This is a genomic window from Deinococcus indicus, from assembly GCF_002198095.1.
Classification (GTDB): domain Bacteria; phylum Deinococcota; class Deinococci; order Deinococcales; family Deinococcaceae; genus Deinococcus; species Deinococcus caeni.
In genome coordinates this window covers 206,499-219,598 of sequence record NZ_NHMK01000009.1, presented here as the reverse complement: position 1 = coordinate 219,598, position 13,100 = coordinate 206,499, and the positions used below count along the sequence as shown (strand labels likewise).

13 protein-coding genes are annotated in these 13,100 nt (G+C 69.9%); 4 read left to right on the top strand and 9 right to left on the bottom strand.

Annotation, left to right across the window (positions count from 1 at the left end; translation table 11 throughout):
- Window positions 1-6: 6 nt before the first annotated feature.
- Together CBQ26_RS03650 and CBQ26_RS03645 are read right to left on the bottom strand one after the other, a co-directional pair.
- Window positions 7-705: an HAD family hydrolase gene (locus CBQ26_RS03650; RefSeq protein ID WP_088247226.1), complete on the bottom strand. Its 699-nt coding sequence runs from the start codon at window positions 703-705 to the stop codon at window positions 7-9.
- A gap of 57 nt (window positions 706-762) precedes the next feature.
- Window positions 763-2,697, bottom strand: a complete 1,935-nt coding sequence (locus tag CBQ26_RS03645) for a S8 family serine peptidase (RefSeq protein WP_172417901.1) — start codon at window positions 2,695-2,697, stop codon at window positions 763-765.
- A gap of 305 nt (window positions 2,698-3,002) precedes the next feature.
- On the opposite strand from CBQ26_RS03645, the gene CBQ26_RS03640 reads away from it, so the two are divergent.
- Genes CBQ26_RS03640 through CBQ26_RS03625 form a run of 4 tightly spaced genes read left to right on the top strand, consistent with a single transcriptional unit; the run spans window position 3,003 to window position 4,911 of the window.
- Window positions 3,003-3,290, top strand: coding sequence for a hypothetical protein (locus CBQ26_RS03640; RefSeq protein WP_088247224.1), 288 nt, complete (start codon window positions 3,003-3,005; stop codon window positions 3,288-3,290).
- On the top strand, window positions 3,290-3,868 hold the full coding sequence (locus tag CBQ26_RS03635; protein WP_088247223.1) for a hypothetical protein: 579 nt from the start codon (window positions 3,290-3,292) through the stop codon (window positions 3,866-3,868). Before CBQ26_RS03640 ends, CBQ26_RS03635 begins: the two co-directional genes overlap by 1 nt.
- Window positions 3,861-4,427 (top strand): YeeE/YedE family protein, encoded by a 567-nt coding sequence (locus CBQ26_RS03630; RefSeq protein ID WP_088247222.1) that lies wholly within the window; start codon window positions 3,861-3,863, stop codon window positions 4,425-4,427. Before CBQ26_RS03635 ends, CBQ26_RS03630 begins: the two co-directional genes overlap by 8 nt.
- Before the next feature lie 4 nt (window positions 4,428-4,431).
- Window positions 4,432-4,911: a DUF6691 family protein gene (locus CBQ26_RS03625; RefSeq protein WP_088247221.1), complete on the top strand. Its 480-nt coding sequence runs from the start codon at window positions 4,432-4,434 to the stop codon at window positions 4,909-4,911.
- Between the two features lie 211 nt (window positions 4,912-5,122).
- Here the strand turns inward: CBQ26_RS03625 and CBQ26_RS03620 are convergent, their stop codons facing one another.
- From CBQ26_RS03620 to CBQ26_RS03595, 7 genes are all read right to left on the bottom strand, one after another.
- Complete coding sequence (locus tag CBQ26_RS03620) at window positions 5,123-6,334, bottom strand: 23S rRNA (cytosine(2499)-C(5))-methyltransferase (RefSeq protein ID WP_088247220.1); 1,212 nt, start codon at window positions 6,332-6,334, stop codon at window positions 5,123-5,125.
- A gap of 89 nt (window positions 6,335-6,423) precedes the next feature.
- The gene (locus tag CBQ26_RS03615; protein WP_088247219.1) at window positions 6,424-7,617 is read right to left on the bottom strand and encodes a thiolase family protein; all 1,194 of its coding nucleotides are present in this window, start codon (window positions 7,615-7,617) and stop codon (window positions 6,424-6,426) included.
- Window positions 7,610-8,164 carry a hypothetical protein gene (locus tag CBQ26_RS21235; RefSeq protein ID WP_143341970.1) on the bottom strand — a complete coding sequence of 185 codons (555 nt, stop codon included), beginning with the start codon at window positions 8,162-8,164 and terminating at the stop codon, window positions 7,610-7,612. Before CBQ26_RS21235 ends, CBQ26_RS03615 begins: the two co-directional genes overlap by 8 nt.
- Window positions 8,161-9,381 (bottom strand): alpha/beta hydrolase family protein, encoded by a 1,221-nt coding sequence (locus tag CBQ26_RS03610; RefSeq protein ID WP_088247218.1) that lies wholly within the window; start codon window positions 9,379-9,381, stop codon window positions 8,161-8,163. Before CBQ26_RS03610 ends, CBQ26_RS21235 begins: the two co-directional genes overlap by 4 nt.
- Window positions 9,378-9,752, bottom strand: a complete 375-nt coding sequence (locus tag CBQ26_RS03605; protein ID WP_088247217.1) for a four helix bundle protein — start codon at window positions 9,750-9,752, stop codon at window positions 9,378-9,380. Before CBQ26_RS03605 ends, CBQ26_RS03610 begins: the two co-directional genes overlap by 4 nt.
- A 37-nt stretch (window positions 9,753-9,789) precedes the next feature.
- A complete protein-coding gene (locus CBQ26_RS03600) occupies window positions 9,790-12,135 on the bottom strand; it encodes a 3-hydroxyacyl-CoA dehydrogenase/enoyl-CoA hydratase family protein (protein ID WP_088247216.1) in 2,346 nt (781 codons plus the stop codon).
- 44 nt (window positions 12,136-12,179) lie between these two features.
- On the bottom strand, window positions 12,180-13,076 hold the full coding sequence (locus tag CBQ26_RS03595) for a phosphotransferase (protein ID WP_172417900.1): 897 nt from the start codon (window positions 13,074-13,076) through the stop codon (window positions 12,180-12,182).
- Between the last annotated feature and the right edge of the window lie 24 nt (window positions 13,077-13,100).

The following is a 13,100-nucleotide window of genomic DNA, read 5'->3' as shown; positions in this document are numbered from 1 at the left end:
CTGCTGTCAGGCGGGCACGAGGCCCAGCGCGGCCGGCAGGTCCGCCAGGCGGGACACGACCGGCACGCCGGCGTCGGGGGCGGGCCGCCCGGTCCGGCTGACCCACACGGCCCGCAGTCCGGCAGCCAGGGCGCCCTGCACGTCCTTTTCCCAGGAGTCGCCGACCATCACGGCCCGCGCGGGCGTGACGTGCAGCGCGGCGCAGGCGGCGTGGTACGCGCGGGCGTCGGGCTTGGCGGCGGGCACGTCCTCGACGCACAGCACGGCGTCCACCAGGGCGTCCAGGCCGAAGTGCGCGAGTTTCTGGCCCTGCACCTCGCGCACGTAGTTGGTCAGAACGGCCAGCCGCAGCCCGGCGGCCCGCAGGTCACGCAGGACGTCCGGCGCGCCGGGCAGCAGTCGCCAGTGCTGGCGGTACGCGGCGCGGTACACGAGGGTGGCCGCCTCGCCGTCCGGGTCGGCGGCGCCCAGTTCGGTCAGCAGGCCCGAGAAGCGCCGCACCCGCGCGCCGTGCGCGTCCAGCTGACCGCTGAACAGCAGCGGGTCAATGGCGCGGATGTGCGCCGCGTGCCGCTCGAACAGCGCCGCCGGGTCCACCTTCAGGCCGTGCGCCCGCGCCACGGCGCCCAGGCCCGCGTGCGTGCAGGCCGTGTCGTCGAAGAGGGTGTCGTCCAGGTCCAGGATCACGGCGTGCGGGCGGGTCATGCGCCGAACTGTAGCGTTCCGCGCCGCCCAGAGTTGCTCAGAGCCATTCAGGCCCGTTCAGGGCGTGGACTGCTTCCCGTCGCTCCCGGTCATGGCCCGGAGGGTGGCGCGTGCGTGGCGCGCCCGTTCAGCGGTCACGCTGCCGGTCAGGCTGGCGCCCGTCACGGCGGCGGCCTCCATGGTCAGGTCGATGCCGGTCAGGGCGCGGCCGGCGCCGCTGAGGGTCAGGGGGTCCGGGTACACGCCGAAGGGTTCGCCGTCGTCCACCTGTCCGTCGTCGTCGGTGTCCTGCCACGCGGCCACGAGGTAGGTGCCGGCCTTCAGGTTCCGCAGGGTGTACGGGGGCCGGAGGGTTCCCCCCGGCACTTCCGTGAATTCGCTGCGGCTGGCGTCCAGCGTGTCTCCGTCCATGAACAGCGCCGCGACCACGACGGCCGTGTTCGTGACCGGCGGTGTGGGTGCGGGCGCGGTGGGAGTCTGGCCGCTCAGCAGCGCGTTCACGTCGATCAGGCCGGCGCCGCAGCCGCCGCTGACGTCGCAGCGGCTGCCGAGCGGCGCGGCGCTGGCCCGCAGGCGCGCGCGGACCTGATCGGGTGTCAGGGTGGGTTCCTGGCCCAGCAGCAGCGCGGCGGCGCCCGCGACGTGCGGCGCGGCCATCGAGGTGCCGTCCATGAAGGCGTAGGCGTCCTGCCCGCCCTGGTCGCGGACGGTGCTGAGAATCCCGCCGGGGTAGGCGCGGCCGTTCACGCTGACGCTCAGGCGCGAGTTCCCGCCGGGGGCCATCACGTCGATGCGGGCGCCGTGATTGGAGTACGGCGCGCGGCGGCCGTCGGGACCGGTCGCGCCGACCGTGATCACGTCCGCGCAGTTGGCGGGCGAGCTGGTCGAGACGTCCACGTCGTCGTTCCCGGCCGCGACGACCGTGACGACCTGCCGGGCGCGCAGTTCCGCGAAGACGCGCCGCTCGGCGGCCGAGCAGGCGCCCGGCCCGCCCAGGCTGAGATTCACGATGCGCGCCGGGTGGCGGTTTTCGGGCACGCCGTCCACGGGTACGCCCGCCGCCCACAGCACCCCGTCCAGGATGTCCGCGAGGCTGCCGGCGCCGGTCGTGTCGAGCGCCCGGACCGGCACGATCCGCGCGCCCCAGCTGACGCCCGCCACGCCCCGGCCGTTCCCGGTGTGCGCGGCGACGCTGCCGGCCACGTGCGTGCCGTGGTAGTCGGTGTCGCCGCCCAGGTCGGTGGGGTCGGGGTCCACGCCGTTGCCGTCGCCGGCCAGGTCGGGGTCACTCACGAAGTCCATGCCGGGCAGGGTGCGGTCGCGCAGGTCCGCGTGCGGCACCACGCCGCTGTCCACGACGGCCACCGTGACGGCCGCGCCGGTCGTGCGGTTCCAGGCGGCGGGCAGGTTCAGCGCCGGGTACTGCCACTGCAACGGGTAGTACGGGTCGTTCGGAGTGGCCAGCGCCTGCAGGCGGCGGTTGGGCGTGACGGCCTGCACGCCCGGCTGTCCGAGCAGCGCCTGCGCGACCAGCCGCGACTGCGGTGCGCTGAGGGTCTGTTCGCTGCGGTACAGGGCCAGTCCGGCAGCGCTGGAGCCGGTCACGCGGCGCAGCGTGGTCACCCCCACGTCCGGGGTGGTCACGGTCAGGGTGCCCAGGCCCTGCACGCTCAGGCCGGGGCGGGTCACGATCAGGTACTCGCCGGGAATCTCGCCGGTTCCGCCGGCCGGGGTGGTGCGGGCCGCGTGGACGGCGGGCGTGTCGTCAGTGGCGGCACCGGTCGCGCCGGGGAACGTCAGGATTCCGCTCACGCTGAAGGTCGTGGCGGGGGCCGGGGTGACTGGGGCCGGGGTGACGGGGGTCGTCGGCGCCGGCGTGGCCGGGGTCGTCTGGGAAGGCCCGGAGCCGCCTCCGCCACAGGCGCTCAGGAGGGCGCCGGTCAGGACGGCCAGGGTCAGGTAACGGGTCAGGGGCGCAGAGAACACGGGCATCCCTTTCAGGGTAGGGGACGGCGGCCGGCGCCGGGACCGCACGTGCGGCGTGGGCGGGGGCCGGCCCGGTGTCCGCCGCGGGGGCATCTCCCCCCTGAAGTCTTAAAAACCCCCGCTGGGTGCGTCCCCAGCGGGGGTAGCGTGTCATACCGCCGTAAGAGAGATTTTTCATACTTCAGGTTGAAGGACTCAGGTCAGTACCACTTCCCGGTCACCACCCCCGGACGCCTCCCCCGAGAGGCGGCCACGGTGTCCTGTCGCCCCGCGTGCCCCCCGCCCTCTCGTCCGTTCAAGGAGTTCCACCCATGACCATCGCACTCATCGCCGCCGGTTTCCTCATCATGGCCTACAGCACCTTCTTCGGGTATCAGCTGAAGTCGCGGGCGTCCGGCGGACTGATCGGCACGCGCCTGACGCAGCTGCTCGCCATGATCGCCGTGTTCGCCCTGAGTTACCTGGTGGTGGGCGCCCTGACCTTCGGCCGTCCCGCCGACAGCTCGATGCTGATCCTGTCCGTGATCCTGCTGCTGGGCGCCGTGTTCGTGATCCTGGTCCTGAACCTCGTGCGGGACGTGCTGGGAACGCTGGAATAATGATCTACGAGCGTCTTCCCCGACCGGACGGCCTTCAGTTGACGCGGGAACAGCTGCGGGTCTACATGATGTGCAACGGCCGCCGCGCGCTGGAGGAGGTCGCCGCGCTGACGCGCCTGCCGCTCGGCGAGTTGCAGAGCGCCCTGAAAGACCTGCAACAGCTGAACCTGCTGGCACCTGCCGCCACCCCCGCAGCGCCCGCCGTTCCCCTGCCCGCGCAGCTGCAACAGCAGCTGATGCAGGAGGCGCAGGCGGCCCTGAACGCCCTGCCGGACGACGCGCTACCCAGCGCGGAGGTGCAGGCGCCGCCCGCCGCCGAACTGCCCCCGGTCCCGCATACCCTGCCAGAGATCAGCGCCCACCTGCGCGGCGTCCTGACCGAACACCTGGGCGGCCGGGCCGCGCCGTACGTCGCGCAGATCTCGGCGTGCCGCGACCTGACCGAACTCGGCGCCCTGGTGCCCAAGATGGCCGCCAAGATCAAGCTCGTCATTCACGAGCAGGCCGGCAGCGCCCTGAAGGACGCCTTCGCGCAGTGTCTGGCCGCGCACGCCGCGCAGGAGGCCGCGCGTGCCTGAGCTGCTGCGCCTGCTTCAGGAACCCTGGCCGTGGTACGTGAGCGGCCCCCTGATCGGCCTGACCGTGCCGCTGCTGCTGCTGCTGGGCAACCGCGCCTTCGGGATCTCCTCGAACCTGCGCCACGCCTGCGCTGTCCTGCTGCCGGACCGCCTGAAACCCGCCCTGTTCCGCCACGACTGGCGCGCCCAGAGCTGGAATCTGCTGTTCGCCGCCGGCCTGATCCTGGGCGGCGTGCTGGCCGCCACCCTGCTGCGCGACCCGGCCCCCACCGCGCTGTCCGGCGCGGCCGTGCAGAGCCTGGGCACGCTGGGCGTGACCGTGCAACCCGGCCTGCTGCCCGCCGAACTGACCGACCTGACCCGCCCCGCCACTTGGGGCCTGCTGATCCTGTCGGGCCTGCTGGTGGGGTTCGGCACCCGCTACGCCGGGGGCTGCACCAGCGGTCACGCCATCACGGGCCTGAGCACCCTGCAACGGCCCAGCCTGATCGCCACCGTGTCCTTCTTCGCGGGCGGCATCCTGAGCGCCAACCTGCTGCTCCCGCTGTTCCTGAGGTGAACCCATGATCAGCACCACGCCCACCACCACCACCACCACCACCGCTTCCGGCACGCACCTGCTGCGGCAGTGGCCGTTCCTGATCGCCGGACTGCTGTTCGGCGTGCTGCTGATCAAATCCGAGGCCGCCAGCTGGTACCGCATTCAAGAGATGTTCCGCTTCCAGTCCATGCACATGTACGGCCTGATCGGCAGCGCCGTCCTGACCGGCCTGATCACCACCACCCTCCTGCGCCGCTCCGGACTGCACGCCCTGAACGGCGAGACCATCCACGTACCGGCCAAGGAAGGCCCCACCCGCCGCTACGTGCTGGGCGGCCTGATCTTCGGACTGGGCTGGGGACTGGCCGGCATGTGCCCAGGCCCGATCTTCGCGCTGCTGGGCAGCCACCTGCTGCCCATGCTGATCGTCCTGACAGCCGCGCTGGTCGGCACCTGGGCATACGGCGCCGTGCAACACCGGCTGCAACCCCGCTCGCCATGACAGACGCGGCCTTCCCCGTTCAGGCGAAGGCCGCGCGTCTGTCATACGGACTGCCGTTTGTTTCGCCGACAATCCGGAACTTCACCGCCCCTGCTGGCTCCACGTCCGGAACCCGTGTCTCTCTTACTCTGCGGGGCAGCTCTACGAGTCGCATCCGCTCGGACCGGGCGGGCTTTACAGCCCATTCAATCGGAGTCCGTATCATTATCTGTCAGCGTCCGTCCAGCTGAATGAAGATCGCTTTCAGGTACTGCGCCTCCGCGAAACTGGCGTGGTGATCCGGAGCGTGCTGACTGGTGTGCAGTTCCTTCCAGGGGCGGCCGCTGCGGTCGGCCGCCTCGCGCACTGCCGCCCAGAATTCCTCGGCGCTGACGTGCGCGGAACACGACGCGCTGACCAGAATCCCACCCCGCGCGAGGCGGCGGATGCCGTCGGAGGCCAGCTTCCCGTACGCGCGGATGGCGCCCGTCCGTTCCGCCTCCCGCCGCGCCAGCGACGGCGGGTCCAGGATCACCAGATCGAACTCGCGGTCCGTGGCGCCCAGCCACTCGAACACGTCGGCCTGCACCGTCTCGTGCGGCGCAACGAGTTTCGGGTTCAGGGCGTAGTTACGCTGCGCGCTGCGCAGGGCGTGCGCGCTCAGGTCCAGGCTGACCACCCCGGCCGCCCCGCCCCGCGCCGCGTACAGGCTGAAGCCCCCGCTAAACGAGAAGGCGTTCAGCACGCGGCGGTCACGGGCGTACCGTTCCACCCGGCGGCGATTGTCCCGCTGATCCAGGAAGAAGCCGGTCTTCTGGCCGCGCAGCACGTCCGCCTCGAACGCCAGTCCCGTCTCGTGGAATACCACCGGGCCGTCCGGGACCGCGCCGGCCAGCACCTGCCCGTCGTGCAGGCCGGCGGCGGCGGCGCGCACCTGAATGTTGCGGCTCAGGCGCAGCACGACCCCACTGCCGGGAAAGCGGGATTCCAGCAGGTCCAGCACGCGTTCCAGGTGCGGGAACCACGCGGCGGTGTACAGCTTCACGACCAGCGTGTCCGCGTAACGGTCCACGACCAGTCCGGGCCAGCCGTCCGATTCGCCGTTCACGGCGCGGTACCCGTCCGTGTCCGGACCGAACAGCGGCGCGCGGCGCAGCAGGGCCGCGTCCAGCCGGGCCGCCCACCAGTCGTCGTTCAGGGTGGCGGGCGCCCCGTGGTGCAGCACCCGCACGCGCAGCGGACTGTCCGGGTCGAACAGACCGATCGCCAGGAAGCGGTCGCGGCGGTCATAGATCACGGCGAGTTCCCCCGCGTCACCCTCGCGGTTCTGATCCCGCAGGCTCGATTCGTACACCCAGGGGTGCCCGGCGCGGATGTGCGTCTCGGCGGCCGGAGAGACCCGCAGTCTCAGGCGGGAACGGGGAGTGGAAGCGGCGTCCTGCATCCCCCCAGCGTACCGCACAGCCCAGTCCGGCAAGCGAACAGGCCGCCCCTGCTGCGGGCGGCCTGCATATCACGGGTGGACCGCGCCGGTCAGTCGGCGGCCTGCTCCTGCCCGTACACTTCCAGCACGCCGGCCGCGCCCATGCCGCCGCCGATGCACATGGTGATCAGGGCCTTCCCGCCGCCCCGGCGACCCAGCTCGTAGATGGCGGTCGTGGCGAGTTTCGCGCCGCTGCACCCCAGCGGGTGACCCAGCGCGATGGCGCCGCCGTTCACGTTCATGATGTCCTCGTTCAGGCCCAGTTCCCGCGCGACGGCCAGGGACTGCGCGGCGAACGCCTCGTTCAGTTCGATCAGGTCGATGTCAGCCAGGGACAGGCCGGTCTGCGCCAGCACCTTCGGGACGGCCTTCACGGGGCCGATGCCCATCAGTTCCGGCTCGACGCCCGCCACGGCGAAGCCCAGGAATTTCGCCAGGGGCTTCAGGCCGAGTTCCTGCGCCTTGTCGGCGCTCATGATCAGCACGGCGGCCGCGCCGTCACTGAACGGGCTGCTGTTCGCCGCGCTGACCGAACCGGTCGCCTTGAACGCCGGGCGGACCTTCGCCATGTCCGCGAGGTTCGCGTCCCGGCGGATCAGTTCGTCCTTATCGAAGTTGATGGTCTCGGACTTCATCTTCGTGCCCTTCAGTTTGTCCACGCGCACCGGCACGGGCACGATCTCGGCGTCGAACTTCCCGGCATCCTGCGCCGCCGCCGCCCGCTGGTGGCTGCGGAACGCGAACGCATCCTGATCCTCACGGCTGATGCCGTACTTCGCGGCGACGTTCTCGGCCGTCATGCCCATGCCGATGTACGCGCCGGGCCGATTGTCCACGAGGTCCAGGTTCGGGCTGGGGTTGTGGCCGCTCATGGGCAGCATGCTCATGCTCTCCACGCCGCCCGCCAGCATCACATCCGCCTGACCGGTCTGAATGGCGGCCGCCGCCATCGCAATCGTCTGAAGGCCGCTGGAGCAGAAACGGTTGATGGTCACGCCCCCCACGCTGTCCGGCATCCCGGCACGCAGCGCGGCCAGACGGGCCACGTTCAGGCCCTGCTCGGCCTCGGGAATCGCGCACCCGAAGTACACGTCCTCGACGAGCGCCGCGTCGATCCCGGCGCGTTTGACGGCCTCGTTCAGCACCAGCGCCGCCAGATCGTCGGGGCGGGTGTTCGCCAGGGTGCCCTTGATACCACGCCCAACGGGCGTCCGAACAGCAGAAACAATAACAGCGTCACGCATAGTATTCACTCCTTAGGGGATTTGTTTCCCACTGGTCATGCCCCATACTTCTTTGCCGGCCAAGCATCAGAAGACGATCAAATAACTTGGCTTCATATACATATTCCAGATCCTCGAGGCAGTTCTCGGCCAGACCTGCAATAGCGCGAGAAAACTCAGGAAGATCTGCGAGTTTCAGAGGCGTGGCAGGCAACTGCACATCTCCAATGGTGTAAACGGCGATCCGTCCCTCGTCTTGGTTGAGGTTGATAGCGACGTAAGCATAGGCGCAACCATGCTGCCATGGCTCTCCATCGTTCGATCCCTGTTCGTAGAAAACACCCAATTTCCACATGAACTTTGCCCCGTCTTCACGGCACAGTTCGACCTGCGAACCGCCGTAGAAGTCACCTTCACCGTCCCACGGGCGGAACCCAGTGCTGCACAGGCCCCTTGACAGTCCGGCGTTCTGCAACGCCAACGGCTGTCCCAGCGGACTGCGGGCAAACCCTGACAGGAAGGTATCGAGTCCTTCATACATCAGTTGATTGGGGTCAACTCCACTCACCCTTCTACCTCCGGCACCACGCGGGCGATGAAGGTTTCCAGTTGAGCGTCGTACTGCTCGGGGTCGATGTTCCACACGCGGATGTGCTTGCCGCCTTCCACGCGGTGGTATTCGATGAGGTCGGGGCGGGCGGCGGCCAGACGGTCGGCCTGCCCGACGGGGATGGTGCGGTCGCGGGTGCCGTGCCACAGGATCATGGGCAGGTCGAAGGTGGGCGCAGCGGCGATCTGGTCGACGGTGTCGAAGTCCTGACCGCTGCGGCGCGTGACGATCCGTTCGACGAAACGTGCGACGTGCCGCGCCATGAACGCCGGGATGCCCACGCGGACGCCCTGCGAGCGGATGGTGTCCCGCCAGTCCAGCGCGGGGCAGTCCAGCATGACGCCCAGGATCGGCAGCGGGTACGGACGGTGCCTGCGCCGCAGGACGCTCAGGGCGATGTTGCCACCCATCGAGAATCCGTACAGCACGGCGCGCTTGTACCCGGCGTCCTGCGCCCAGTGCAGCGCACTGATGACGTCCTCGGCCTCCTGGTCGCCCAGCGTCAGGTACCCCTGCGGGGAGGCCGGAGCGCCGTGCGCGTTACGGAACGTGACGAACAGGCTGCCCGTCCCGGTGCGCTGAAGGGCCGGAAGCATCCGCAACGCCTGGGCGCGCTGACCGCCGTGACCGTGAATGACGATCACCAGCGTATCCGCGCGGCCCGGCGCGTCCCCACTGGGCGGAATGTGCCACGCGGGCATGTCGCCCAGCGGCGTGTGAACGGCCGTGTGCTCGAACGCCACGCCCAGTTGCGCGGGCGTGCCGTTGTACACGAACGTACTGGCCCACGCGAGCGCCCCGTTCGGCAGCACGCCACGCTCGCCCGTCACCTCGCGGCGCACCAGCGTCCCCACGACCTTCCGCTCCCCCAGCACCGCGTGCCCCTTGTTCGGAAGGAGCGGCACAATCCCGATCGGCCCGCGCGACAGCGTCTCGGCACTGGCCGGCAGGAACACACTGTTCCCCCGCCGACCCACCGGCACGATCACGCCCTTCACGCGGCGCGTCTTGCTGCGCAACGTGATCTCCGCCCCCAGGAACGCACCCGCCAGCACCACCCCGGCGTAGGCCAGGGCGGCCCAGCCGAGGGCGCGGCGTTTACGGACGTTCAGGAGTCGGTCGGTCAGGCGGCCGCCGGTTGATGGTTGATGGTTGATGGTTGATTGGCGCTTCATGCTTCGGCCTTCAGGTTACGGGCGAGGGCGCTGAGCATGGCGGCGATGGTCTGCGCCTGCTCATGAACGGCCTGGGTGTCGGCCTGCGGGACGAAGCCCAGTCGCACGGCGAGTTGCAGTCCGCTGGCGACCTCGTACGTGGAACCTCTGGCCTGCGTCAGGAAGTGAGCGAAGTCCCTGCGGGAGTCCCGCCCGGCCCCTTCGGCAATGTTGAGGGTGACCGAGGTCGCCGCGCGGCGCAGCTGATTGGTCAGGCCGAAGCGTTCTTCCTGAGGAAAGCTCCCTGACACGCGGTAGACGTTCGCCGCCATCTCCACCGACAGGTGGTAGACATCCAGTTTTTCGAATCCGAAGAAGCGTGCCTGAGTCATCTGTCCTCTTTCAACCTTCATCCATCAACTATCGACGTCAGTTGCGCAGCGGTTTGCCGGTTTTGAGCATGTGCTCGATGCGTTGCTGGGTGCCTTTCTTCCCGAGGAGGGTGAGGAAGGCTTCGCGTTCGAGGTCGAGGAGGTGCTGCTCGGACACTTTGGCCGCGCGGTTGTTGCCGGTGCCGCCGCTCAGGACTTTGGCGAGTTGTTCGGACACGACGAGGTCGTAGTCGGTGATGTAGCCGCCCTGGTGCATGCCGTGCAAGGCGCTCTTGATGGCGCCGATGGCAGCGTCGCCCATGACGGGGATGTCCTGGCGGGGGGTGGGTTGCACGTAGCCGGGGGCCAGGGCGAGGACCTGGCGTTTGGCGTCTTGCAGGATGTGGTTCTTGTTCATGGCGACGGTGTCGGTATCGCGCAGGAACCCGAGGTTGCGGGCTTCGAGGGCGCTGGTGCTCACCTTGGCGGTGCCGATGAGTTCGAAGGCGCGCTGCACGGCGGGGAGCAGGGTGGCGCCGAGGCGCTGGCCGGGCTGCTGCATGTCCGTGAAGCGCAGCAGCATTTCTTTGGTGCCGCCGCCGCCGGGGATGAGGCCCACGCCGACTTCCACGAGGCCCATGTACAGTTCGGCGCTGGCGACGACGTGGTCGGCGTGCAGGGTGAATTCCGCGCCGCCGCCGAGGGTCAGGCCGAAGGGCGCGGCGACGGTGGGGTGGGGGCTGAAGCGCAGGCTGGTGGTGACCTGCTGGAACTGCTTGATCATGTCGTCGAGTTCGTCCCACTCGTCCGCCTGGGCCTGCGAGAGGATCAGGGGGAGGTTGGCGCCCGCGCTGAAGTTCTCGCCCTGGTTGCCGATGACGAGGCCGTGGTAGCCCATGTCCTGCACGAGCTTGTGGGCGTCCTGCACGGTGCGGAGCTGGTCCTCGCCGAGGGCGTTCATCTTGGCGTGCCATTCGGCGAGCAGCACGCCGTCGCCCAGGTCAATGACGCTGGCCCCGGCGCGTTTCTTGACGATCTTCGTGGCGTCCTTTTTCAGGTCGGTCAGGATGAAGTACGGCGCCTCGTAGGGGGTGGGCTGGCCCTCGGGGGTGACGATCTCGCCGCCCTGGTAGAAGGCGTCGCGGCCACTGGCTTTCATGGCGGCCAGCAGGGGGGGCAGGGTGCGGCCCTCGGCTTCCAGGTTGGCGATGACGGTCTGGACGCCCAGGGTGTCCATCGTCTCGAAGGGGCCCTGTTCCCAGCCGAAGCCCCACTTGAGGGCGTTGTCGATGTCCTGGAGGCGGTTACTGACATTCCCGGCCATCTTGGCGGCGTACCAGAAGCCGTCGTTCATGACGCCGCGCAGGAACTCGCCTTCCTGGCCTTCGGCGGCGTACAGGGCCTTGACGCGCGCGGCGAGGGGCTGGCCCTTGACGGCGTCCACGGCAGCGACCTTGACCCGGCCCTGGTCCTCGTACTCGAAGGTGTCGAGGTTCAGGTTCAGGATCTTGGTCTTGCCCTTCTCGTCCTTGGTCTTCTTGTAGAAGCCGCTGCCGGTCTTGTCGCCCAGCCACTTCTTCTCCTCGACCAGGGCGCGGAAGGCGGGCGTGAGGGTGAAGTCCTCGTCGTCGGGGGTGGCCTTACCCAGGTCGCTGGCGACGTGGTAGATGATGTCCAGGCCCGAGAGGTCGGCGGTGCGGAAGGTGGCGCTGCTGGCGCGGCCCAGGGCGGGGCCAGTCAGCTGGTCGACCTGCGCGGGGGTCAGGCCGGCGCGCTGCATGTGGTCCATGGCGCGGACGATGCCGTACACGCCGATGCGGTTGGCGACGAAGCCCGGCACGTCGTTGGCGACCACGATGCCCTTGCCGAGGGTGGTTTCCGCGAACTCGCTGAAGGTCTTCACGATCGCCGGGTCGGTCTTGGGCGTGGGGATGACTTCCAGCAGGTGCAGGTAGCGGGGCGGGTTGAAGAAGTGCGCGCCCACGAAGTGGCGCTGGAAGTCCTCACTGCGGCCCTCGATCTGGAGGTGCATGGGGATGCCGCTGGAGTTGCTGGAGATGATCGCGGTCTTCTTGGCGACCGCCTCGACCCTGGCCCACAGGTCACGTTTGGCGTCGAGTTTCTCGATGATCGCCTCGATGATCCAGTCGGCGTCCTTGAGTTTCTTCAGGTCGTCTTCGAGGTTACCAACCTGGATCAGGGCGGCGCGGGCCGGGTCCATGAAGGCGGCGGGGCGGGCCTTGAGGGCGCGCTGCACGCCACTCCTGGCGAGGAAGTTGCGGTCGGGGTTGTCCGGCAGGACGATGTCCAGCAGCGTCACGGGAATCCCGGCGTTGGCGAGTTGCGCGGCGATGGCGGCACCCATCACGCCCGCGCCGATAACGGCAGCTTTCTGTATCTTCATGCGACCTCCTGAGGGGCTCACTTAAAATTAGACTCGGTTCAAGTTTACGGCGGGGCCGGGGCGTTTGTCCACCACTCCCGCAGCCCGTCCAGCGCGCGTCGTCCCGACCCCAGGTACGCGGGCGACCCCTCCCCCACCGCGAAGGCCAGATCGCCCAGCGTGCGGCACAGCGCGTACCACGCCGCGCGCTCCCACACCGCCCCACAGGACGGACCGTACGCCGCGCGGGCCGCCGCGAGCAGCGCCGCGTTCCCCCAGTGGATCAGGCCCGCCAGATCCCGCGCCGGGTCCCCCAGCGCCGCGTCCGCCCAGTCCAGCACACCCGCGAGTCGCCCCGAACCGTCCAGGTGAACGTGCTCGGCCGCGAAATCCCCGTGGATGGTCACCGGCACGACCCTCCGGAGATCGGGCACGGCGCGCACGCGGGCCGCCCAGGCGTCGGCCCCAGGGAGGACGCCCGCCCCTGCCGCCACCGCCAGATCGTCCAGCGCGGCGTCCCGCCAGTCGCGCCCGGACGGGTCGAGGTCCGCGGTCAGCCCCGACCCCTGCGGGTTCAGGGCGTGCAGATCCGCCAGCCAGCGCCCCAGCCCACCCCCCAGAGTGGCCGGGTCGGGCAGGGTGGCCCCCAGCGCCGACCGACCCGGCACGCGCCGCGCCACACTGAAGCCCTCCGGAGCCAGCGGCGAGGCGGCCCCCAGGCGCACCACCTCCGGCATCGCCGCGCCGGGCAGCCGGGGGGTCAGCCATGCCAGCAACCGGGCCTCCTGCCGCAGCGCCTCTCCCCCGCCCGGCCAGCGGGGCAGGCGCACCACCCGGTCCTCCCCCAGCGCGAAGGCGCGGTGATCGCTGCCCGCACCCAGCCACGCCACTCGGGCGGGTGCGTCCGGCAGCAGGGCCGCCACCTGCGCCGCGCCCAGGACCGGGAGTTCCAGTCGGTTCACCCGTTCATTGCACCACACCGCGCC